Raw genomic sequence first — 23,221 nt, forward strand, 5'->3', positions numbered from 1 at the left:
GTGACAAAAAGCAAAAGGATGGTGCCATCAAGCCATTTCTAGACCAAGGGATCTCATGTGCCGCGGTCAACTACCGCCTGACCGGAACCGATTCGCTGCCGGCTCCGGTTCATGACGCGGCCCGCGCGATTCAGTTTCTTCGCACGAGGGCGCAGCAATGGAGCATCAATAAGTCGCGCATTGCGCTGACCGGCGGCAGCGCCGGTGCCTGCACGTCGATGTGGATCCTTCTGCACGATGATCTAGCGGACCTCACCGCTACAGATCCCGTGCAACGAGAGTCGACACGTGTAACCGCCGCGGCCGCGCACGCGGGCCAAACATCGATCGATCCTCCCGTCATCGAAGGGTGGCTCGGCCCCAATGTGCTAAAGCACCGCATGATCTGGATGGCGGTTGGCGAACCGGACATGGCCAGCGCACTAGCCAACTACAACAAGCATCAGGCCCTGTACCGAGAGTTCTCACCGATCAACCATCTCGATCGCAACGACCCACCGCTGTTCATGGCCTACGGCAACAATATGACATTGCCTTCGGAAGATGCCGGACACGGAATCCATCATCCGGTGTTTGGGCTCAAGATGAAGGAAAAGGCGGATCAGCTCGGGCATGAATGCCATCTCGTGATCGACGGTGTCTCGAAGTCCGACAAATACAAGAATTCCGACACGTTTCTGGCGGATAAGCTGCTAAATGCAAGCGACAGCAAATAGCCAGGCGCAGCGGCCAGTTTTTTGTAAAAATCAGTTGTCGGTTGGCTGCGCCACGCCCATTCGCAGTGAGTAGGTGCGATGTTTTGGAGGCGAAAGTATCCCTGTCTCGTGCGCAGCACCTTACGAAAAGGTTAGCAGCGGCCCGTCGTTGATCCTCCTCGCACCCCCGCAAAAGCGTTCGCCTCGTCAACGCGGATTGTTACATCTTGCGCACTTTGGCGCGGTCTTGATGATTGACGTTGTTCCGGTCGCGATGCGAGGCTAACGTGTCGACCCCAAGAGATCGACGTTTGATGTCAGTAAGCAACTCGAACCGAGATGATCAACCGGCGCTGCATTCTAGTAATCGTTCTCGTGGCCATCGGCCGTCTGCCCGCGCGCGCCGCTGACGTCGCGCCGTCGAATCGACCCAACGAGTTGTATGCTTCCGCGCTGCGCGATTCGGACGCGCCGCCGGCTGCCGTCACCTCGCCGGACGTCTCGGTTTGGCCGCCCAAACCACCTGACCCGGTTCTACCGTCGCAGCCGACGCTTACCGCACAACTCTATCAGCCTAATGTCCAATCCAACATCGTGCAGATGCCACCGCCGTATCAACCACAACCTCAGGTGGCGAGCGTCATTCCCGTCTTGCCGGCTGGAGTGCGCTTGGTGGAATCGACTTGGTACACGCGGTTCGACTATATGCATTGGAACGAGCGACTCGATGGCGCCAATTTCGTGACCGAAAATGGACCGCTATTCACGATCGGTTATCAACGACGCGTCGGCCAGGAGCGGTTTCGCGCTGAACTCTTCGGCAGCCAGGTCAGTTACGCTTCGACGGTGTTCTTTAATGATGGCTCGAGTCAGCCGTTGAATTCTACGACCGACTACTTGGGCGGCCGTGCCGAATATGATTACCTGTTTGACCCCGAGTGGCCGGCGCCGATCGTATTCTTCGGCGGGATTGGTTCACGTTTCTGGATACGCAACTTGCCGGATTCCGTGCTCGATGGCGAAACCATCCGTGGCTATCAGGAGACGTGGTGGACGATCTACCCGTACCTTGGCATGGAAACGCGCCGTGACGAATCTCGCGACGTCGAGTTCTACGGCCGCGGGCGTATCGGCCTGGTGGCCGTCACGTATGAACACCTGACGCTGGACGAAACGACCCTCTTTCCCGGCCCCGGAGTGACAGGGCAAATGGAACTCGGCGTTCGTGGCGAGTTTCTCTTTTTGGCAGGATATTTCGAAGCATTCACCTGGCGGCAGTCGGGCGAATCGCGAGGATTCATGCAACCGTCGTCTCTGCTAGTCACCGTTGGACTGAAGACTGGAATTACATTTTGAGGATCCGGAGAGGCGATGCACAGTTCGTACGCCGCCGGTAGAGCGACGTGAGCTCATTCCGCTCCGCCGGGCCGTTGTGCCCTCTTTGCGCGATCAAGAAATACCTTCGCCTCGGTGTCATCGGGCTGTTGCCGTAGGGATTCTTGAAAACAGCGGATCGCTTCGTCCACTTTTCCCTGTGCTAATAGCACCATTCCCAGGCCGCGATGCGCCGGCACAAGCGTCGGTCGCAGATCAATGGCCTCTCGGAAAGCCCGGGCAGCTTGGTCGAAATTCTCGCGGCTGAGGTAGAGGTTTCCCAGGTCGACGCGCGTCGCCGCACTGTGGGGATCCAAGGCCAGTGCGCGGGCCAGATGCGTTTCTGCCTCGTCGAGTCGTCCCAGGCGCAGCAAAGTATTGCCGAGGGCCCGTTGCGTATCAGCATCTCCTTCCTTGCCGCGCAACGAGTGTTCGAAATAGGCGCGCGCTTCGGCGAACTGGCCGGCATCCTCTCGGATGACGCCCATGGCGTATAGCGCATTTGCGTCGTCGGGCATGATCTCTAGCACCGGTCGAAGTTGCGCTTCGGCTTCGGCGTATCGTTGTGCTTTGAGCAGGGCATAGCCCAGGCCCTTTTTGGCCTGGAAGTTGCGAGGATTCAATTCAATCGCGCGCTCGAACGAGCGAATGGCTTCGACCAGCTTCTCTGATGCATGCTCATCTCTGATCGCCTCCGATAGCAGCAGAGCCGCCAGATTGCCGTGAGGGACAGATTCGTTCGGCGCAATCTGCAGAGCGAGGTGCGCCATGTCATACGCCTCGCCACGTCGGCCGACCGCCAAATAGTGCAACGACAGATTCGTGCAAGCGGCCCAACTCGACGGGTTCTTTTCGAGAGTGTCCGCGTACAACGTTTCCAGGTCGTAATAGATGAAGGTCTGACAGAACGTCAGGACACCGAGCGCGAACAATACGACCCCGGCCGCAAAGTGATCAGCGCCCTGCCAACGGTCGGGCCGTCTTGCCAATAACGACGTTCCCCCGGCCGCTGCCAACGCCAAAAGTGCAATGCTGGCATGATATTGAAAATGGTCGGCAACAAATGAATAGCGAAACGGATAGACGTCGAAAAACCCAAGAGCGGGGACGAGTATGCCAGCAAAAATCAGAATCGCCGCCAGTGGGCCACGGCCCCATAGCAAGCGTGCCAGCCAGAGCGCCGCAATGGCCGTCACTGCCGCGAGAGGGAACAAGGACTGCCACCACTCGCGACCATCGATCGTCCAACGTGGATAGAAGAAGGTCAGGGGAACGGGCCAGGCGAGCTTTCCGGCGTAGAACCACAGGTCTCGGCCCGCCAACAACAGCCGTTGGACAGAAGTCAACGCCCACTCGTCGCCGACGGCTCCGACCACGTGAGATTCCGCCCACACGGTGATCAGCCCCAGCGACACGCCGACAGCCAAGAACGGCAACAGCGGCAGCACGTCGCCCCACACGATCTGGCCCCGTTTCCACCAAATGAGCACCAGCAACACCGCCGGCATGCTGACCACGACCGTCTTGCTGAACAGAGCGGCCACAAATAGCAGCAAGGACGCCAGGTAGAACAATGTGCGTTCCTTGTCTGATGCCGTCGATTCGCCTTCGGCAGGGGCGTACCGCCAGTAGCAGAATATCGAAGACAGGGCGAGCGCGAGCGACAAGACGTTTTTGCGCTCGGTGATCCAGGCCACCGATTCGACTTCCACCGGATGCACCGCAAACAACGCGGCGCCCAACCACGCTCCCGGCACGCGCAATCGCAAGAGCAGTCTCCAAACGAGCACGGCGTTCACAGCATGCAACAAAATATTTATCGCGTGAAAACCGGTCGGATTAAGACCCCAGATGTGCCGTTCGATCCAGAAGGTAGTATGAACTAGCGGATAGTATTGCGGCACGGCGCCTAATTCAAACCAGATGCGACGCAGACCGTCTAGGGAGTCGAGCGTCGCATTCTCCGTAACATAGACGTCATCGTCCCATATGAAGCCCGCACGCCAAACAGGTGCGTAACTGGTCAGTACCAGCGCGACCAACGCGACGCCGCCCCAGATTGCGGTCCTGCCGTGACTTTCCTGCCGGCCGACGGGTGCCGAGGACCGCTTGCGCGCCGTTTTTTTGGCAGGCTTCATGCGTTGAAACAATCGCGTGATCGATGCGGGGACGGTTGGTAAGCAAGAGGACGTAGAGCTTACCCGTGGACAGATACCATCATAGACCGGTCGTGCCTGCATTGCGTAGTAGCATTGCTGGCAGATCCGGCCAGCGGCGCACGACTACGGGTACACCATCCGACCGACAGTCGGATAGACCTCGTCCTTCGACGTACGCTACAATCCGCCGCCCGCCACTTAACTGCAGTCTTGCCGCGGGTGTCACGGCGAACGCGTTTGTTGTGGACACCCGTAGCGTCGTTCTTGGTTGAATCAACGGCCGCCCGCGAATCTCGGTTCCGTGCGACGCCGTATTCTTGCGGTGCATATTGACCGCCGAATTTACTCGCCAGAGAGACAGGAAGTCACCTCCCATGAAGGTCGCAGTCGTTGCCCTATTAAGTGCGTCGATCGTGATGGCTCCATTGCGTGTCGATGCACAACATGGCCGCGGCGGCGGCGGAGGTGGCGGTGGAGGGGGATTCCGAGGCGGCGGCGGCGGCGGCGGCTTTGGCGGCGGCGGAATGCAAGGAGGTGCGCGCGCTCCGGGGTATTCCGGTGGCGGAGGGCAGGGGGGCGGTGGCGGACGTGGCCCAAGCACAGCTCGCGCCCCTGGGTATCGTCCGGCGGGACCCGTAGCGCACGGCGGCATGCTAAATCATTCATTTGTATACGGACATAGACCCACCTATCACAGTGGCTGGTATCACGGCGACTGGCGTGGCAATTGGGGGCACCCGTATGGGTATCGCCCATGGGGTTGGTATTGGGGAGGTGGTTTTGGCTGGGGGTTAGGCTGGGGACTTGGTACGGGACTTGCGATGGGCGTGTCGCTAGGCTCGCCGTGGGGATGGGGTTATTACCCCTACTGGAATCCTTACTGGGCGCCCCCGGTCGGTGGCGCCGCCTATATCAACTACGGCCAACCCATCGTCGTGGCGCCCCCTGTCGTGCCGCAGACCGCGGCGCCGCAACTCTCGCCACAATTCGGACCACCAGGGGTGCCACAAGGACTGCCACAACAAGTTCCGCCAGCGCCGGCTCCCGGCGGCCTGGACGGCGCGTTCACGCCTCCTCCAGCACTGCCGGCCGGCGCGAGGGCTGCGGCAGGTTCCACGGTGACCACTTCACAGCAGCAAGCGCTGGCGGTATTTGACATCGCGCGCGAACTATTCAAAAAGGGGGACTACCAACTGGCGCTTGCCGAGACAAATCGCGCCATCGCGTTGGCACCCAATGATACGTTGATGCACGAGTTCCGCGGGCTCTGCCTGTTTGCCACCAAAGACTATCAACAGGCGGCTGCCGCTATATATGCGGTGCTTTCCATCGGGCCGGGTTGGGATTGGGCGACCGTCGCCGGTTTGTATCCGGATCCAAACGTTTACACTCAAGAGCTACGCGCCCTGGAAGGTTACTGCAACGAGAATCCTCAGGCGCCGCACGCGCGATTCCTACTGGCATACCACTATTTGCTTGAGGGGCACAACGACGAAGCCGCCACCGAGTTCGAGGCGGTGGTCGAGTTGCAGCCCAAAGACCAACTCTCGGCACAACTGCTCAAGGGTTTGAAAAATCCGCCCACGGATCGGGCGCCGACCGGGCCTGAACTGGCCGATCCTGCCGAACCGGCCTTGCCGGCGACTCCGGTGGAAAACTCGATGGTCCTAGGCAATTGGAAATCCAGCCGCGACGATGGCTCGAAGTTCGAACTTAGTCTGACCAAGGACAGCAAGTTCAGTTGGAAGTACTCGCAAGACGGCAAGGATCAGCAACTCAAAGGGACGTACACGCTTGCCAACAATTATTTGATCCTGTCGGCCACAAATCAGAATGCCCTCGTAGGCCAGGTGGCGATGGAGCCAGGCGACAAGCTAAAATTCAAACTGGCAGGCGGCGCGCCAAGCGATCCTGGGCTGACATTCACTCGTTAGCAGGCAGTTCGAGCATGAAACAATTCCACACCACGACATGAAGATCCTCTTTCTGCACGGTTGGCAATCGACGCCCGGTGGCCTGAAGCCGACGTACCTGGCCGCCGCCGGTCACGAAATCCTCAATCCGGCGCTTCCCGACGAGGACTTTGCCGCGGCCATACGCATCGCCAATCACGAAATCGAACTCCACCGACCAGACGTAATCGTAGGCTCGAGCCGTGGAGGCGCCGTCGCCATGAATGTGCATGCGGGCAACATTCCGCTTGTGCTCCTCTGCCCTGCCTGGAAGCGATGGGGGACGGCCCGTTCGGTCAAGTCGGGGACCATCATTCTGCACAGCCGCGCCGACGACGTCATTCCGTTCGCTGACAGCCAGGAGCTTGTCGTGCAGAGCGGTTTGCCTGCCTCGGCATTGATTGAAATCGGCAACGACCACCGGCTCGCCGACGCAGGGCCATTGGCTGCCATGCGCGCCGCGGCCGAGCAAGCTGTACAGTAAATCGCGCGATACAACGCCGCGCGGTCGTAGCTCGTCAGGTGTTGTGCCCCTGCTGAGGGGCTTTCTCGGGCAGGCTTGAAACGAGCCTTCGCCCAATATTGCACCGAGGGGAAAGGTAGCTTGGATCAGGCTCTAATGCAAATCTACGCACATTGCGTTATGTTTGCGGAAGGTCCGGTGTCGTGCATGGTGCGGTGCCGGTGCATGTCTCGCGGTCGACAAGTAGCCTTCGATCGGGACGTTGTGCGCAACGATCGCTGCTGGCAGGAGGGTTGCGGACGCAATCGACATGCGGTCAACGGATTTGCTATTACCGATCGGCGATCAACTGCTGCATAGGGCTCGAAGTGCGGCCGTGCGCGAAACGCTTCGCCCGTTGACGGCAGCCATGGCGTTCTTGTTTGGCGTTCTCTTCGTCGCCTCGTTCGCGATGGGCTTCGGTGAGCTGACACGGCTGATCGCCACGGTCGAATTCGTGTCGGCCGTGATCATGATTGCCATATTCATGGCGGTCAGCCGCTTTCATATTGCGGATCGCTTCCTCCATCCGGTCGTCGGGCTGATCGGCACGATTGCGCTGGCGCGCTGCACGGCGCAGCTGTACGCCTCGGGGAACCCGCGCGACACCACGAATTTCGCCTTGCTGCTGGTCGCGATTGGGCTGGTTTCGCTGTCGATGCCTTGGTCTCTTCTGTTCGCCACGATCAGCTGGGCTTGCTGGCTGGCTATTGCCTGCCTCGTTCACCCGCACGTCGGCTGGACACATTACAGCTTTTTCCTCTTGTGGGCGACGGCCCTGGCCGGGGTGGTGCAGGTTGTGCGACTGCGTGCGCTGCGGCGCGTTTTGCAGGCCGACGCACGGCATCAATTGCTCGTCGAGAGCCTGCCCGTGGTCAGCTACATCGACGAAGCCAGCACTGGAGGCCGGCCGCTTTATATCAGCCCGCAAGTCGAGCAAATGCTCGGCTATTCGCCCGCCGAGTGGCTAAGCCGTCCTGATTTTTGGATGGATTGTCTCTATGAACCGGATCGGCAGCGCGCATTGGAAACAATCCGCCAGCACATCAAATCGCAAAGCCCTTGGGACCTGGAATACCGCATGGTGGCCAAGAATGGGCGTATCGTGTGGCTGCAAGATCGATCAACTCGCGGTGTCGCCACTGAGAGCGGGCGTCCACTGGCCTACGGAATATTGGTCGATATCACTGAAAGGAGGCGTGCCGAAGCGCAGCGCGACGGTGCCAACCGCGTATTCGAGCGACTTGCCGCCGGGGCTCCGCTCGAAGAAGTCCTGGAAGTCTTGGTCTCAGCGGCCGAAGAAATCCAGCCCGGCATGCTTGGCTCGATCTTGTTGCTCGACGAACAAGGTCGCCTGCGCCATGCGGCGGCTCCCAACCTGCCGGAATTCTACTGCAAGGCCATCGACGGTGTTGCGATCGGTCCGACCGTCGGGTCATGCGGTGCCGCGGCGTGGCTAGGAAAACATGTGATCGTCGATGATATTGCCACGCATCTCAATTGGGCGCCTTACCGGGACCTGGCATTGCACGCCGGGTTGCGTGCCTGTTGGTCGCAACCGATTTTTTCTTCCGGCGGCCAAGTGATCGGAACCCTGGCGATGTATTACCGGCAACCGCGCGTGCCGCAGCGGCTGGACATGCAATTGATTCAGACCGCATCCAACCTTGCCGGTCTGGCCATCGAGCGGTCGCGCACGGCAGCCGACCTCGCCGGCTACCGCGAGCACCTCGAGGAACTGGTGGCCGAACGGTCGCGACAACTTCAACTTTCGCTCGATCAGTTGCGGCACTCCGAACGCCTCAGCTCGATCGGAACACTGGCAGCCGGCATTGCCCATGAAATCAACAATCCGGTTGGCATGATTTTATTGTCGGCAGAGCAGGTGCTTTGTCATATTCCCGATGCCGACAAGGAGGGCCAATGCGGCCACCTTGTGCTGGAAATTGTCGAGAACGCTAAGCGGTGTGGACAGATTGTCAAAAGTGTATTGCGATTTGCGCGACAAGAGCCGGGCAAACATTGGCCAGCCGACGTAAATACGGTCATCGAGCATGCAGTCGACCTCACTCGCACTTATGTACAAAAACGCGGTGGAACGATCGAGACGAGCTTGCAACCCCATTTGCCGAGCGTACTGCTCAACCCAGTCGAGCTTGAACAAGTCTTCGTGAATCTGATTCGCAACGGCGTTGAGTCCACTGATGTGGTTCCGCGTATCCTCATCGATAGCACCTTGGTCGGATCGACGGTACAAGTTTCCGTTCGTGATAATGGTCGTGGCGTGCGGCCCGAAGACCGCAGTCGAATCTTTGATCCGTTCTACACAACGCGGCAATCCGAAGGTGGTACCGGCCTAGGGCTGAGCTTGACCTATGGGATCGTCACCGATCACGGGGGAACCATACGTATCGAGGATGCCCCCGCGGGAGGAACGATCATGCGCGTGGAGTTGCCCGTAAGTACCGCCAATGTGCCGCAAGCAGCCGAAAATGGCGAAGGCCCGTCAGGCGCGGTAATCAGCCGTGCGACTACTTAACCTTCTCAGTACGATTCCGATCCTTTTCAGGGAGCGGTGAGGAGTAAGGGCAGCATCGCTTGCAGGCCTTTGATTCCTGTCCTGCCTGTTCGAACTGCCTTGTGAGCAACATCCGCGGCCCCAGGATTCCAAAAATTGGACGCACGCCTTTCCGGCGACTTTCCGCGAGCTGCGATGTCACATTTGCCGCTCGTCTGCTGCAGCCATGTGAAATCGCGCAAGCACTTGATGGATTACGGGCGCGAGCATTACGCCGGCCAGTACGAGAAACACGATGCCCGCGAACAGCGCGTACAAGCCGGCCAACCATTTGCCGGTCTCTGTATGCAGCGGATCCACGGGGCCCATGCCGCCCAATAGCATCGCGGCATTCAAAAATGCGTCGGGCCACGGCAGCCCCTCGACCCAATGGTAGATGCCCATGCCTACGGCTAGCGTTGCCATGCCGAGCGGCAACAGCATCAAGGCTCGCAGCAGCATATGTCCAGCCAAATGCCAGGGATGCGTGCCCAAAACAGGAATAGGATGACGCACGGATTCTCCCTTCGGATGGACAGTCGGCTTCATGGCTTTTCGCCAGCGCGCAGCGTGCGAACAAAGAATTCATTGACCACGGTTTTCAGATATGGCACACGCACGAGTGAATGCGGGCAGTGCCCAACCGCGGCCAGCCGAACGTAAGTGACGTCGTCGCGCTGAGCGCGGCCCAACGCCGACACGAAGTCGTCGGCATGCTGCACGTCGACTTGCTCGTCGGTCACGCCATAGATCAACAGCAACGGAGGCGTCCGCTCCGAGACATAGCTGATGGGTGATGCCCTTTTGTATTCAGCCAGGCGATTTCCCGTGGGTGTACCTCCCATAAATCTTTCGACAACGCTGCGCAACTGATTTTGCTCGTACTGTCGCACCAGGTCGAGCGGGCCGCTGTCGCTAACCACCGCTTGTATGCAGCTCGACAATGCGGGCCGTGGTTTGTCGCTTTGGCCATCGGCCGACCCTTCGATCAGACCCAGTAGTAGGGCCAGGTGCCCTCCGGCGGAATTCCCATACGCGCCGATTCGTCCTGTATCGATATGGTACTGCTCAGCATGGACGCGCAAAAAACGCAACGCGTCTTGGCAATCTTCCAAGGCCGCCGGAAACGGCGCTTCGCTGGATAATCGATAGTTGATCGCCGCGGCGACAAAGCCAAGTCGTGCAAACTCTACAATGTTACCTGGCACGCCGTGCTCGTCTGACGCGAAGCTCGATTTGTCTCCCTCGATCCAACCCCCGCCGTGGATTACCACGATTGTCGGCCTCCGCGATCCGTCAGCACCGCGCGGCAGCGCCAGGTCGAGCGTGCAACGCTTTCTCTCGGTTCCCCCATAGCGCAGGTCGTGTAGCACTTGCACGTCGGACGCGGCATCTTGCGCCGCAGTAATCAGGTTTGGCGCACCAGCTAGCGCACTCAATGTGAGCAGCATGATCGCCGTGCGCGACCGCAAACTATTTCGCGGCGATGGCATCCGTCGGGTATCATTGCCACGAAAACGTCCTGCGATATCGGTATGCATGGTACGCGTCGTCGTTGTACTTTCGCCGCGCATCGCGGCATGCCGTCTATACATTGTCGTGGCCCAATGCATCAACTTTCGCCAGACTGCGTTCGCGCCGCTTGGCACCGGTAAGGCGTGCCCCCAAGAAAATCTTGATGAGTTGCGCGGCCAATAGCGGGCCAATCACTCGGCCGGCATGCCCAGCCGGGATTTGTTTGCCGGGGCATAAGCCGCCGCGCTCGTACGGCGATGCCATTGCGCTCAATTCGATCCTGCGGTTCCCTTCGCCGCTGCGGCAGGGCTCGCCGAGGTCTTCATCACGGGCAGCATCAGCCGCGATGCGGCGCCGGTCTGATGGTGAACCGTATTCTTGGCCTTCACGGCTTGGTCGTAATTGGCCACTGGCTCCCAGGTGTTCGAGTGCGGTTCGAATCGCGGCGCGTTGCTGCCTGCGACGTGTATCGCGATGCGATGCCCCTTGTTGAACACTAGCGCCGTTGACCACAGATCGACCTTGATGGGGTAGGTCTTGCCCGGCTCGGCGCGGACCGGCTTATCGAAACCTTCGCGATAGCGCAGGCGAAATGCTTGATCCAGCACTAATGCTTGATAGCCGTTGGGGTAGACGTCAACCAGCTTTACGCAATAGTCGGTATCCTCGGCGTCGGTGCTTACTACCAACTCGGCAATGACGCGCCCCGTGATTTCGACCGGTGCGGTCAACGGCTCGCTTTGGTAAACCAGCACATCCTCGCGATTGCTCACCGGTCGCTGATCCATAGGGCCTAGGGGGAGCAGCAGATTATTTCCTCCCACGGTTGGTACCGGCTTATTTGGATCAGAGACAAACGTGTCGCTGCCCCCCTCGACCGTGGGTGCGTCTTTGCTGAGCAATCCGCTGGCGTGCAGATAGTATGCCGTCGCCGTTGACTCGGGGGGCCAGTCGGTGGCTGTGCGCCATTCGTTGCCGGGCGCCGTGGCATCCAGTCCATCACCCATCAAGTAATAACGAACGGCGGGCTCCTTCACGACGTCGTTATCAATTCCTTTCAACCAATAATCGAACCATTTCATCGGCAATTCGGCGTCACGATTTCGAGCGTCGTCGGGATACTTAAGGTCGCCCGCCAGGCGGCCGTGGCCGAACGCGCCCATGACAAGTTTTTGGTTGCCCTTGGCGGGTTCGGCCCCTTGATGCTGGAGTCCGACGAAGGTATCGATGTTGCCCTGGCTGAAGATGTCGTACCAGCCACCGATATTGATCATGGGCGTCTTAATCTTTGAATAGTAATGCTGCATGTCCAAATGACGTTCCGGTTCGCCATAATCCCGATGAATCGGTCTCGGCACATCGGTGGGCGGCACTCCCTGCAGGCGCAGCCATTCCTCATTCAAATTCTTGAGAAACACTCCGCCCGGATAGCCTGAGTACCTATAGGAACTGCCATGCGCCACGACGGCCACGCCGCACACCAGATGGGGCGCACCGCTCATGGCGGCTTGATTGGTGGTTATGCCCATCGCCGATCCGCCGGTCATGCCGATCTTGCCGGTACACCAAGGCTGGGCGGCCGCCCATTCAATGGTGTCGTAGCCGTCATCCATGTCGTCGATGAAAGCACGATATTCCCCTTCGCTAGCGAAGCGGCCACGGCAATCCTGGATGATCCGCACGTAGCCCCGCTTGAGATACGGCGTGGTTTCGCTTTCAGTGGCAAAGCGGCCATCCTTGCCGTACGGCGTGCGTGTCAGCACAACGGGCCAGGGGCCAACTCCATCGGGCAGATGGACATTCGTTGCCAGCTTTACCCCATCGCGCATCGGAACCATCACAGTTTGCAACTCGGCGAGCGCCTGTTGCGACGCGCCAAGTACAAGTAGAAAAAACGCCGTGCAGCACTTGGCACGGCGTGGCGCGATGAGCGATCGAAACATGGCTGGACCCCCAGAAGTCAAAATCGAAACTGCGGCATCCTGACACGATCTCGGCTGCCGTCTTGCGCGGCGCCGGAGAATGTTCAGGCGGCGGCAATCGTCACAATTATGGTGACCCAGCGCGTAGCAAGTCAAACACACGCTGGCCTTCAGCCGGAGGCCGCACGTGATGGACAAATTGAACCGTGTTCAGCGGCCATGGTCCGGCTGGCAAAAGCGGTGCGAACAGGTGCGCCGGGGGAATTCAGGTCAATTCCGCATCACCATTGGGATTCGTGCCGACATTCTGAGAATGCCCAAGATAGCACGTGGGCTAAGGGCAGCTCATGGGATTGATCGGAGCGCACAGCCAGCAAGTTCCACGCGGACGAAAAGCCGGTTTTTGCTACCTGGACCGCTAGGATTGGCTTGCATTTACAATGTCAGGTACGCGGCCTACACTTCAATTGATGGGCACGGTCTGCAGTCGGGACGGATAGAGCACGGGACATCTTTTCGCGCGCCTCGTTGGCCGACCGCGGGGCGCGGCATGTCTGGATTGAGATTTACTTCCTTTTCGTCGAGAGAGCGTGCGCCATGTCGCAAGCCATTGTCGATCCGGAACAACTGCGGCGTTTTGCCACCAACCTGAAGCGCTTCAATGGCGAGCTGCAAGGCCAGCTTCAGTCGTTGCACGGTCAGTTGAAAAACCTCGGTCAGTCCTGGCGCGACAAGGAGCACCAGAAGTTTGCCGAAGAGTTCGACCAGACCATGGTGGCCGTCGCCAAGTTCGTCGAAGCCGTCGACGAGCATGTGCCGTTCCTCCTGCGGAAGGCGGATCGCGTCGAAGAGTATCTACGGCAGCGCTGACCGCATCATGCAAGCTGGCGCGAACGTCAAGAATATCGAGGCCATCGAGCAGTTGCGCGCCTCGGTTTGTATCTTCGGCGACGAAGTCCAGGGAGCCCTGGCGATCGTACAGGCAGAGCTAGGCCGGTTCCTGGATTGGCTCGAACATGATCGCCTGCCCCACTGGCAGCGCGAGGCTCGACGCCGCGAAGAGCAGTTGGCCGACGCCAAAAATGACCTGCACCGCGCGCTGTCGGCCACCATCGATCCGCGCCATACCCCCAGCTGCCATCAAGAAAAGAAAATGGTCGAGGTCGCCAAGGGACGTCTCGCCGAGGCAGAGAAAAAGCTGACCAACGTCCGCCGCTGGATCCCGATCGTGCGACAAGCGGTGTTCGAATATAAACTAAAGTCCGATCCGCTCAGCAGCGCCATCATGTCGGACCTGCCGCGGGCCGCATCGTTTTTGCGAGCGGCTGTTGCCCGTCTCAACGAATACTTGAGCGTGGCGCCGTCCCCGGGTGAAGTTGCGACCTCGGCAACAAAGGAGTCATCCTCGCGGGCGGCTATGTCGACTGGCGCCGCAAGCTCGGAGTCGCTTGCCGCTCGGCAACCATCCGAACCGGCACCGGAAGCGGATGAACCGGATTTACCGGCGACCGAAACGCAAGGCACGCCATGATCTTGGACGACGCCAAGGGAAAGCTATCCTACGCGGCCCGAAAGTTGCGGCTACATTGGGAGGAAGCACAGCAAAAGTGGAACGACTCGGTGAGCCGCGATTTCGATCGCCATTATTTGTCCCCATTCGAACCTCAGGTGGCGGCCACATTGCAAGCGATGGCCCGTCTGGCCGAAGTTCTCGACGAAGTTGAGCGCGATTGTTGCTGAGTTACCATTTTCTGTTCGAGACACGGTTATTGCCATGTTTTACGTTCCCTCCACACTGGCGATGAGGTGCCGATGAGCCCGGCGCGCCTCGTGGAACGGGAGAAACGCCTGCTCGGCGAATTGATCGAGCTGGTGCGCTCGCGCGCCGAGGCGGCCGTGGCCATCGAAACCGCGTCGCGCGCCGCGCACAGATCGGCCGCCTCCAGCCACGAGCAAGAGTTGGCTGATATTGCGGGCCGATTCGAGTCCGATCAGGCGGCGGCCGAGCGCGGGTTGCGCAGCACCCGGAAAGCCGTGTCCGCCACTCACGAGGCGCAGTCAAATGCCATCGATCGAGAATCAAACGCGGCAATCCAGTTGATTGTCAACGAGATCAATCGGGCGGAAAGGGACGCCCACAAAGCGATTGACGAGGCGCGCTGGTTGGCACGTACGGTCTTCGATGCCAGCCGCAAGCGCGAAGCGCAAAACATTGCCGAGATTCAACAGCAATTGCGCAGCCGGTTGCGCACCGTCCGCGCCATCGAAAGCGAAGCTATTACCTGGTTGGAGCGTGTCGGCCACCACTCCGTCGTGGTTCAAACCGAAGTTCCCACCCCCAAGATCGATTCTCAGGCCGATGCAGCCGAGACACTAGGACAGGCGGTCGAGTCCGGCAAGGTAGCCCTGCAGAACCTCAAGGCGCTCGGCCTTCCTGGCCTGGTGCAGGGGGCGAATTTGCTATGGATCTATTTGGTCTCGGCACTTGTCATCTCACTACCTGTCGGCTGGCTTGCGGATTGGCGCCCCCTTCCGTGGATCGTGCCCACGGTTGTTTTGACCGCGGCCGCCGGCGCTGGCTTGACAGTCTGGTTGCGTTCTCTGGCGCGCCAACAGACGGCGGCCCGCTTTCGCCCCTTGCTTGCCGCGGTGCGCCTGGCTGATGAGGCGGGCCGTAGTTACCTCGAACATTCCGTCGCACGCTACAAACGCAAACGATCGAAGATCCGCCGCCAACGCGATGCCGAGTATGCGCATGCTGCCGAAAAGCACGCGCCCATCCTGGCGGTGTGCCGCCGGCGCCGCGATGTGGACCTGCCCAAGCTCACGGCCGAGGCCAACGAGCGTCTTATTGTCGTGCAGAAAAAATTTGACGAAGATTTGGCTGTCGCCGTCGAGCTTGCCGGCCGGTTGACCGCCGAGGCACGCAGATGGTACGAGCAATCGTTACTCAATACCCAGGACGTCAACCGGCGAACGGTGGCGGCCAACCTGGCCGCTAACGAGCGGGCACGCGAACAATGGCTGGTCGATTGGCAGGCCAACTATGCGGCACTGCAAAGCGAGTTGCTGGCCCTGCGCCACGATGTGGCTGCCGGCAGTCCCCCCTGGGAAACCGTTCTGGCCGCGGATTGGCTGCCGCCGAAGAACGTGCCTACCGCGATTCGCTTTGGCGAATTGACGCTCGACATGCGAGGACATGCTGGCCCGGAAATTGTGGAACATCCCGAGCTGACACCTGAGAGCCTGGTATTCAAATTGCCCGCACTGTTGGATTTTCCGCGCGCGAGTTCCATGTTCGTCAAAACACATGGTGCGGGGCGGCAGCGGGCCATCGATCTGTTGCAAGTTGTGATGCTACGACTGCTCACCGCGGTGCCTCCCGGCAAACTACGTTTCACGATCGTCGATCCGGTTGGGCTGGGACAGAATTTCGCGTCGTTTATGCACCTGGCCGATCATGACGAGGCGCTGGTCAGTTATCGCATCTGGACGGAGCCGGCGCAGATCGAGCAACGGCTCACCGATTTGACCGAGCACATTGAGACGGTGATCCAAAAGTATCTACGCAACGAGTTCCCCACGATCGAAGCCTACAACGAGGCTGCCGGCGAAGTGGCCGAGGCGTTTCGCGTGCTGGTAGTGGCAAACTACCCGGCCGGCTTTACAGAAGCCTCGGCACGGCGATTGCTGAGCATTGCCGCCAGCGGGCTGCGCTGCGGTGTTCAGCTGTTGATCAGTGTCGATACCAAGCTGCCTCCGCTCCCCGGAATCAGTGTGGCCGACCTGCAGAAACATGCCGTTGTGTTCACGACAACCGGCGAGCAAACCATTTGGCATGACGAGGTCTACAAGGACCTGCCGTTGACGGTGGACGATCCACCGATCGACGATTTCAAGCGCGTGCTGCACACCATTGGCGGCGCTGCCCAATCGGCCAAACGGGTCGAAGTGCCGTTCGAAGCCATTGCGCCACCCCGCACCGCTTATTGGCAATCCGACAGCCGCCGCGGAATTGACGTGCCACTCGGACGCGCGGGCGCCACCCGACTACAACATCTGCGCCTCGGGCAAGGTACGTCGCAACACGTTCTGATCGCGGGCAAAACTGGCTCGGGTAAGTCGACTCTCTTGCACGCGCTGATCACCAACGCCGCGCTGCGCTATAGTCCCGACGAATTGGAACTGTACCTGATCGACTTCAAGAAGGGGGTCGAATTCAAGACCTACGTCACCCACGAACTGCCGCATGCGCGGGTGATCGCCATCGAAAGCGAGCGCGAGTTCGGTCTCAGCGTGATGCAACGCTTGGATGCCGAGATGCGCGTGCGCGGTGAACGATTTCGCGAGGTCGGCGTGCAGGATATTGGCGGCTATCGCGACACAGGTCAGCGGCTGCCGCGTATCTTGTTCATCGTCGATGAATTTCAGGAATTCTTTGTCGAGGACGACAAGGTCGCGCAAGAAGCGTCCCTGCTGTTGGATCGTTTGGTGCGGCAAGGCCGCGCCTTCGGTATCCATGTGCATCTCGGTTCGCAAACCCTCGGCGGAGCTTATTCCCTGGCCCGGACGACGCTGGGGCAAATGGCCGTGCGGATTGCGTTACAGTGCAGCGAGGCCGATGCCCATTTGATTCTCAGCGAAGACAACTCGGCGGCCCGGCTGCTGTCTCGCCCGGGCGAAGCGATTTACAACGACGCGAATGGCCTGGTCGAAGGAAATCACCCCTTCCAGGTCGTGTGGCTGCCGGATGATCGCCGCGAGGCCTTTCTCGACGAGGTCACACGCCTGGCTGCGGAACGTCCAAGCCATGTACGACGGCCGCAAATTGTCTTCGAGGGAACCCAGCCCGCCGATATGGACAAGAGCGAAGTACTGAATGAACTGCTAGCCACGGCTGCGACCACGCCGTTGTCAAGCTCGGGTGCCACTGCCGGCTCGACCCATAGCGTCGATGTCGGTGCCGGCACCACAAACGGGACGCGCGGCAGTGCTTCCTCGACGCCGCGCGTGTGGCTCGGCGAGCCTCTAGCGATCTCCGACGCGACATCGTATAGCTTCCCTCGTCGCGGCGGTGCGAACTTGTTGTTACTTGGTCAGAATGACGAGGCGGCCGCCGGCATGTTGATCGCCTCGCTGGTGAGCCTGGCCGCGCAGCTGCCCGCACCCGGCACGAATGGCGATGCTGCGACGGCTCAATTCGTAATCCTCAATGGCGGTCTGTCCGACCGCGAATACACCGCGCACTTCCGCAAGCTTCCGGCCTGGCTTGCCCCGCGCGTGCGCGTCGCGCAGGCGAACGAAACGGCTGCGGTTATGGCCGACCTGGCGGCCGACGTTGTGCGCCGCCATACGGCCATAGTCGAAACAGCGCCGCGATTCCTATTCGTTTTCGATCTGCCACGGCTGCGCGACTTGCGCAAGCAGGAAGACGATTTCAGCTTCTCGCGCAGCACTGAGGAAAAACCACCCCGTCCCGATCAGCAGTTCGCCGAAGTACTGCGAGACGGCCCATCGTTGGGCGTACACACCTTGCTGTGGTGTGATTCGCTGACGAATTTCCAACGAATGCTGGAACGCCAGGCACTCAAAGAGTTTGAAGTTCGGGTGCTACTGCAAATGAGCGCCGCGGATTCGAGCCTGCTGATCGATTCCCCGGGCGCGAGTACACTGGGCCGCCATCGGGCTTTGCTGCATCGCGAAGACGAGGGGCGCCTGGAAAAATTCCGCCCCTATTCACCCCCATCAGAACCGTGGCTAACCAGGGCCTGCCAACAAATCGCCAAACGTCCAGCAAATCCAGAGCCGCTCTCACCAACACTCGGCGAAAAAGCGTGACGCGTTGCTCCTTTTAAAACCCTCTCCTCTTGTGGAGAGGGCAGGGTGAGGTTCGTACGACTCACAGCTGTTGCGGTTGGGGCGCCGCAGGTGCCGTGATCGCAGGATCGCTTCATGCGATCGTCAATGGGTTTCTCTGGTATAAGGGCGCAAAGGAATTCTCTGACGCGTTTGCCAACGCCGCGGCAAGCACGACCATCAGCGCCGCCGGGATGGCGATGGGGCTCGTCGCCGAGACGTTTTGGCACGCATCCCTTTTCTCGAGCGGCTTTGGAATCGGCAGCCGCATTTTTCTTGCCCGGGTGGCGCGTTCGCGCTGGGGGTTCGCCGAATTCCTCGAGGATTCGATCGCGGCCACCGACGCCCAGATTACCGCGCTCGGCGCGTTGCATCGTCCCCAGATCGCGATTTGAGCCGGATCGCTCGTTGCTCGCAACGTGGCGAAGAAGCCGCTAAGGGACGCCAACGATTATCCCTCGATCGCCCGCAGCCCTTCTTGCGCCCCGCGGATAATCAACCCCGTGTCCGATGCCACGCCGATCATGCGGAAGCCCTGGTCGCGGCGGGCGCGGGCGTTGTCTGTGCTCGTGGCCATCACACCGCAGGCCAGGCCACGGGCTGCCGCGTGATCTTTGATGGACAGCACCATGTCGGCTACGCCCGGCCCTTCCCAATGACCCAGATGCCCGGCCGAGGCCGACAGATCGGCGGGGCCGATGAACAACGCATCGACGCCCGGCACGCTCATGATCGCGTCGAGCGACTGGAACGCAGCTACCGTCTCGATGAGCGGAATGACCATTGTTTGATCGTTGGCCGTGCGCGTGGATTCGGCCAATCGCATCGACCAGCTGGTGGCCCGCTCGCCGCCGACACCGCGCACCCCCTGCGGCGGGTATTTGGCAAAGCGGACGGCGGCGGCGACCTCGTCGGGCCCGGTAACTTGTGGCACGATGATGCCGGCGGCGCCAATATCCAGCACACGCTTGATCAGCCCTTGCTGCACCTCGGCGATGCGCACCAGGGGTGTCGTGTCGGTCCCTCGTGTTGCGCGAACGTGTTCCAGGATGGCCTTGAAATCGAGATGACCATGCTCGGCGTCGATCGTGACCCAGTCAAAGCCTAGCTCGATGGCGATCTCGGTGATCGTGGGTGCTTCGAGCGTCACCCACAATCCCCGCGTCAGCTTTCCCGCCGCGAGTTTTTCCTTGAGCGTGTTGCGAAGCATTGGCATGCGAGCAGTTTCGGAAAGGGATTTACCACGGAGACGCGGAGACACTGAGAAAACGATGAATAATGAATCGAAGAATGCATTATGGTTGACTTACGGCGTAGGTCGTCGGAAATTCGCGTAGATCATTGCTCGCGTAATTCTTCTCTGTGTCTCCGTGGTAAAGTCCTTCGTCAGTCTAAAATGTGACAAGTCAGAACGCGATCAGTTTTTGTATCTCGGTAGCCGATATGCCCAGCGAGTTGGCCGTGTCCGTGATCTGGCCCCAGGTCATATCGTCGAGCTCAATGCCGTCGCGCGTTCGCGCGGTGCGATTGCGCTCTTCAGGCTCGCCCGGCATCAAGATCTCGCCCCCCGGCATTACAGTGCGGGAGCTTTTCACAAAGTCTATGTATTGCCGTACCTCGGCCGCAAAAGCATCCTCGGGCTGAAATTTGCGCGGGTCGATCGCAATTGTCAGCATGGCCTGCTCCAATCGCGGCACGCCCAGCCGCGAGCAGCCGCCGCCGGTGAGTGCGCCGGCCAGCATTTCGACCATGATACCCAGCCCGTAGCCCTTGTGTCCGCCAAAGGGAAGGATCGCCCCGGGCGGATCGGCATAGAAGACGCGCGGATCGTTGGTAGGCTGCCCCTGGGAATCGATAATGGAACCGTTGGGCACTTTGAGCCCCTTGTTGAACGCGACGCGAATCTTGCCTTCGGCGATTTCGCAGGTGGACATATCCACCAACAGCGGCGCCGCGCCTCGTACCGGCACGGCAATCGCAATTGGGTTGGCCGACAGCCGGCGGTCGATTCCCCCAGTCGGTGCGACCAGGATGCCGCCCCCTGACGTGTTCACAAAACACATCGAAACCAGGCCCGCCGCGGCGGCCTGCGCGGCCCAGGCTCCCACGCGTCCCACATGCCCGGAATTGAAGAGCGCGACGGCGGCGATGCCATGCTCCTGGGCCAACTTGATGGCCAATTCGGTCGTATGCCGTGCCATTACCTGGCCAAAGCCGAGTTGGCCATCGACCAAAGCAATCGACCCGGCAGTCAGCACGTGGCGCGGGGTGGCGTTGGGAACCAGTTTCTTGTCACGAACCCAGGCAATATAGGGCGCAATGCGGATCACGCCGTGCGAGTCGTGTCCGACAAGATTCGCCTCGACCAGGTGCTGACTGACGGCCTGCGCCTCAGCCGAGTTCGATCCGGCGGCGGCGAAGATTTTGGCAACGAGTCGTTCGAGCAATTCGGGAGAAATGTGCATGCTGTGCTTTCTTCGGTGACCGGTGATGACGAGGTAGTTTATCTGCCGCGATTAACAAAACAAAGCACCCTGACCCGAGCTCGTCTAGGCACCTGTCCGGCAGCGGCGTGCATGCTCGTCTGCCGAGGCAGGTGTATGCTGATGCTACGGCAGTCCTTAATCGAGGCCGAGCTAAAGACGGCGGCGGCGAGATACCTGCCCGCGACCAACACCAACGCCGCGATACCAGTCGAAACGCAACGCGAGCGGTAGTCATCGGACTAGGGACTTATCGGGTCTCGACTTCGCGAAAAGCGGCCAGCCATTGCACCTCGAGCGCGCCGGCGTTATCGATGCCGTAGCTGGTTCGCAATGCCGAATCATAGCCGTTCCGCGCCGCGGATTTAGCGAACGCGATAAACTTGTGACGCCCGCCGGGATGCACCAGGAACTCGACGATCGATTGGCTTTGGCCGTAAAAGACACCCAGCCGATCCCTCGCGGGATAATCCGTGAGAGCCAAGAGTTCGATCACACGAAATTGCCGTCCCTCGGCTAACGCCTGACGCAAATCGTGGTCGTGGGCGGCGCGTTTGCCAGGTGGGTCAGCGACGAGCGACATTCCCTCATCGGCCCACCGCGCGAGACCTCCAGTAGTCAACCGTCCGTCGAGCAAAACGTGCGTCAATTCGTGCGGCAGGTAAGCGAGCCAATTCTCGCAGCAAGTGCAGACATCGATACGTCGCGAGGCGGTTTGCTCGCCAATCGCTTCAATCGTGCAAGCGGCCACGGTGCAGTCCGCCAAGGCCCCCACGACCGATCGATAGCTGGCCTCGGTGGCGTGCATGACGATGGTACACTTGGGCGACCACTGCCGGCCATGGTCGTTGACTAGCCAGGCTCGCGACACCTGCGCGCGGAAGTCCTCGCAATGCGCGGCAACGTGCGGATCGAGGGGATGAGTGGCAAAGGAGTAGATGCGAAAATTAAGCGTCTCGGTCACGTGCCAGCGCGGTGCGTTACTCGCGAGGCTGCCCCGTGCGCTACGCTTGGCAAGTGCCGGTCTCTCGCTGAATCCAAACCAGGCGACCGCCAGGAGGGTTATCACAACCAGCGCCGCTGATCGCGCGCGAAGAAAAGTGAGTAACGTCATAAACTTCAAAGCATCCTTGTTCCGGCTTGAGCCGGGGCGGCAGGCACCGCCCGCTCAAGCCGGCTCGCCTGGCCGATGGCGACGGCCAGGAGGTGATTACGGAGAAAGAGTTACCAGACGTTCGAGAACGAGGAGTCGGCCGTGCTGGCCAGGCGTGGGTGCGTGGCACGAGTGTCGTGCATAAACGCCGTGCAGCTCGTTGCGCCGATTTCGATCACTTCGGCAATGGTGGAAACGAAAATCTTGCCGTCTCCCGGCACGCCGGTGAATGCGGCGCCCACGATCCGTTCCAGCGTTACGTCCAGCGCACTGTCGGGCACGCACAACTCGACGCGGATCTGGTGTAGATAAGGGTTTTGGAACGCGACGCCACGGTAACGGCCCGTCGGTCCGGCGCCGGACCCGTAGCCGTACACGTCGGCCGCGACGAACTCCGAAAACCCCTCCGTGGAAAGCGCCTCTTTCACAAGGTCGAATCTATCAGGGCGAATAATCGCCTCAATCTTGTACATGTTTGATACTCCTGAGAGCGTGGTATGCGGTTCGTTTTGCAAACGATGTCTACGCACGACGCGAGGCGCTGCGGACCCATTGCAGGCAATTTTTCCAAAACGACACCCGAGGTGACCGACCTGCGGCAGTCCCCTGATAGGTGTAACGACACTCGACAATTGGCGTCGACTCGGCCAGGCAGACCCGCGTGGACGCCAGACGATATTGGGACACGCGCGGAACAACCATCGTGCCCGACCTGGTCCCGCAACTTCCTGCGGGGCCGGAGTGCAGCTCGATGTGTGCTGCAGGGAACAAAGGACTCGCTTCGTCGTGCCCGTCGAACGGACCGCCAACGAGCAGCACGCGGAAGAGCGATTCCTCCTGGCGATGCTGGCTCCTGGTTGGAGCAGCCTGGCCGATCGGACGTGTGGTGACGGGGTGCATCTTAGCTACGCCATTGCTCTGTTGAAAACTGATTGGATGGGCTATGTTTGGTCGGTTGTTTTGGTTGTTGGCTGGTCCAGGGAGGGACAGCGATGCGCGAGGCAACGACGCGTCGGATGACGAAGTCGCCCGTTCGTTTGGCGCGCGAGGCAC

Annotated in this window: 19 protein-coding genes; 10 read left to right on the forward strand and 9 right to left on the reverse strand. The window is 60.2% G+C overall.

From position 1 onward, the window contains the following. Both VGG64_24520 and VGG64_24525 read left to right on the forward strand, forming a co-directional pair. The coding region (locus tag VGG64_24520) for an alpha/beta hydrolase fold domain-containing protein (protein ID HEY1602791.1) at nucleotides 1-716 on the forward strand (716 nt) is incomplete at its 5' end. Between the two features lie 354 nt (nucleotides 717-1,070). Further along, nucleotides 1,071-2,051 (forward strand): hypothetical protein, encoded by a 981-nt coding sequence (locus VGG64_24525; protein ID HEY1602792.1) that lies wholly within the window; start codon nucleotides 1,071-1,073, stop codon nucleotides 2,049-2,051. 53 nt (nucleotides 2,052-2,104) lie between these two features. Here the strand turns inward: VGG64_24525 and VGG64_24530 are convergent, their stop codons facing one another. After that, nucleotides 2,105-4,207, reverse strand: a complete 2,103-nt coding sequence (locus tag VGG64_24530; protein ID HEY1602793.1) for a tetratricopeptide repeat protein — start codon at nucleotides 4,205-4,207, stop codon at nucleotides 2,105-2,107. 395 nt (nucleotides 4,208-4,602) lie between these two features. On the opposite strand from VGG64_24530, the gene VGG64_24535 reads away from it, so the two are divergent. The 3 genes from VGG64_24535 (at nucleotide 4,603) to VGG64_24545 (ending at nucleotide 9,221) form a co-directional block, all read left to right on the forward strand. Beyond that, nucleotides 4,603-6,162, forward strand: a complete 1,560-nt coding sequence (locus tag VGG64_24535; protein ID HEY1602794.1) for a tetratricopeptide repeat protein — start codon at nucleotides 4,603-4,605, stop codon at nucleotides 6,160-6,162. Between the two features lie 37 nt (nucleotides 6,163-6,199). Continuing rightward, a complete protein-coding gene (locus tag VGG64_24540; GenBank protein ID HEY1602795.1) occupies nucleotides 6,200-6,664 on the forward strand; it encodes an alpha/beta hydrolase in 465 nt (154 codons plus the stop codon). 355 nt (nucleotides 6,665-7,019) lie between these two features. Next, on the forward strand, nucleotides 7,020-9,221 hold the full coding sequence (locus VGG64_24545) for an ATP-binding protein (GenBank protein ID HEY1602796.1): 2,202 nt from the start codon (nucleotides 7,020-7,022) through the stop codon (nucleotides 9,219-9,221). Between the two features lie 177 nt (nucleotides 9,222-9,398). Here the strand turns inward: VGG64_24545 and VGG64_24550 are convergent, their stop codons facing one another. The 4 genes from VGG64_24550 to VGG64_24565 form a co-directional block, all read right to left on the reverse strand. Then, nucleotides 9,399-9,788, reverse strand: coding sequence for a hypothetical protein (locus VGG64_24550; GenBank protein ID HEY1602797.1), 390 nt, complete (start codon nucleotides 9,786-9,788; stop codon nucleotides 9,399-9,401). Further along, a complete protein-coding gene (locus VGG64_24555; protein ID HEY1602798.1) occupies nucleotides 9,785-10,732 on the reverse strand; it encodes an alpha/beta hydrolase in 948 nt (315 codons plus the stop codon). Before VGG64_24555 ends, VGG64_24550 begins: the two co-directional genes overlap by 4 nt. 94 nt (nucleotides 10,733-10,826) lie before the next feature. Continuing rightward, the gene (locus VGG64_24560; GenBank protein HEY1602799.1) at nucleotides 10,827-11,018 is read right to left on the reverse strand and encodes a hypothetical protein; all 192 of its coding nucleotides are present in this window, start codon (nucleotides 11,016-11,018) and stop codon (nucleotides 10,827-10,829) included. 5 nt (nucleotides 11,019-11,023) lie between these two features. Then, nucleotides 11,024-12,697, reverse strand: coding sequence for a CocE/NonD family hydrolase (locus tag VGG64_24565; GenBank protein ID HEY1602800.1), 1,674 nt, complete (start codon nucleotides 12,695-12,697; stop codon nucleotides 11,024-11,026). A gap of 576 nt (nucleotides 12,698-13,273) precedes the next feature. On the opposite strand from VGG64_24565, the gene VGG64_24570 reads away from it, so the two are divergent. From VGG64_24570 to VGG64_24590, 5 genes are all read left to right on the forward strand, one after another. Continuing rightward, nucleotides 13,274-13,546 (forward strand): WXG100 family type VII secretion target, encoded by a 273-nt coding sequence (locus tag VGG64_24570; protein HEY1602801.1) that lies wholly within the window; start codon nucleotides 13,274-13,276, stop codon nucleotides 13,544-13,546. Between the two features lie 7 nt (nucleotides 13,547-13,553). Beyond that, nucleotides 13,554-14,207 (forward strand): hypothetical protein, encoded by a 654-nt coding sequence (locus VGG64_24575; GenBank protein ID HEY1602802.1) that lies wholly within the window; start codon nucleotides 13,554-13,556, stop codon nucleotides 14,205-14,207. Next, nucleotides 14,204-14,416, forward strand: coding sequence for a hypothetical protein (locus VGG64_24580; GenBank protein ID HEY1602803.1), 213 nt, complete (start codon nucleotides 14,204-14,206; stop codon nucleotides 14,414-14,416). Before VGG64_24575 ends, VGG64_24580 begins: the two co-directional genes overlap by 4 nt. A 72-nt stretch (nucleotides 14,417-14,488) precedes the next feature. Beyond that, nucleotides 14,489-18,514, forward strand: a complete 4,026-nt coding sequence (locus VGG64_24585; GenBank protein ID HEY1602804.1) for an FtsK/SpoIIIE domain-containing protein — start codon at nucleotides 14,489-14,491, stop codon at nucleotides 18,512-18,514. A 218-nt stretch (nucleotides 18,515-18,732) separates the two neighbouring features. Further along, nucleotides 18,733-18,927: a hypothetical protein gene (locus VGG64_24590; GenBank protein ID HEY1602805.1), complete on the forward strand. Its 195-nt coding sequence runs from the start codon at nucleotides 18,733-18,735 to the stop codon at nucleotides 18,925-18,927. A gap of 56 nt (nucleotides 18,928-18,983) precedes the next feature. On the opposite strand, the gene VGG64_24595 is transcribed toward VGG64_24590, so the two are convergent. The 4 genes from VGG64_24595 to VGG64_24610 all read right to left on the reverse strand — a co-directional run bounded on the left by VGG64_24595 (nucleotide 18,984) and on the right by VGG64_24610 (nucleotide 22,641). After that, nucleotides 18,984-19,748, reverse strand: a complete 765-nt coding sequence (locus tag VGG64_24595) for an aldolase/citrate lyase family protein (GenBank protein ID HEY1602806.1) — start codon at nucleotides 19,746-19,748, stop codon at nucleotides 18,984-18,986. Between the two features lie 190 nt (nucleotides 19,749-19,938). Beyond that, nucleotides 19,939-20,997: a malate/lactate/ureidoglycolate dehydrogenase gene (locus VGG64_24600; GenBank protein ID HEY1602807.1), complete on the reverse strand. Its 1,059-nt coding sequence runs from the start codon at nucleotides 20,995-20,997 to the stop codon at nucleotides 19,939-19,941. Nucleotides 20,998-21,265: 268 nt separating this feature from the next. Next, a complete protein-coding gene (locus tag VGG64_24605; protein ID HEY1602808.1) occupies nucleotides 21,266-22,129 on the reverse strand; it encodes a hypothetical protein in 864 nt (287 codons plus the stop codon). A gap of 110 nt (nucleotides 22,130-22,239) precedes the next feature. Beyond that, on the reverse strand, nucleotides 22,240-22,641 hold the full coding sequence (locus VGG64_24610) for a P-II family nitrogen regulator (protein ID HEY1602809.1): 402 nt from the start codon (nucleotides 22,639-22,641) through the stop codon (nucleotides 22,240-22,242). Between the last annotated feature and the right edge of the window lie 580 nt (nucleotides 22,642-23,221).

The organism is Pirellulales bacterium, from assembly GCA_036490175.1.
Taxonomy (GTDB): domain Bacteria; phylum Planctomycetota; class Planctomycetia; order Pirellulales; family JACPPG01; genus JACPPG01.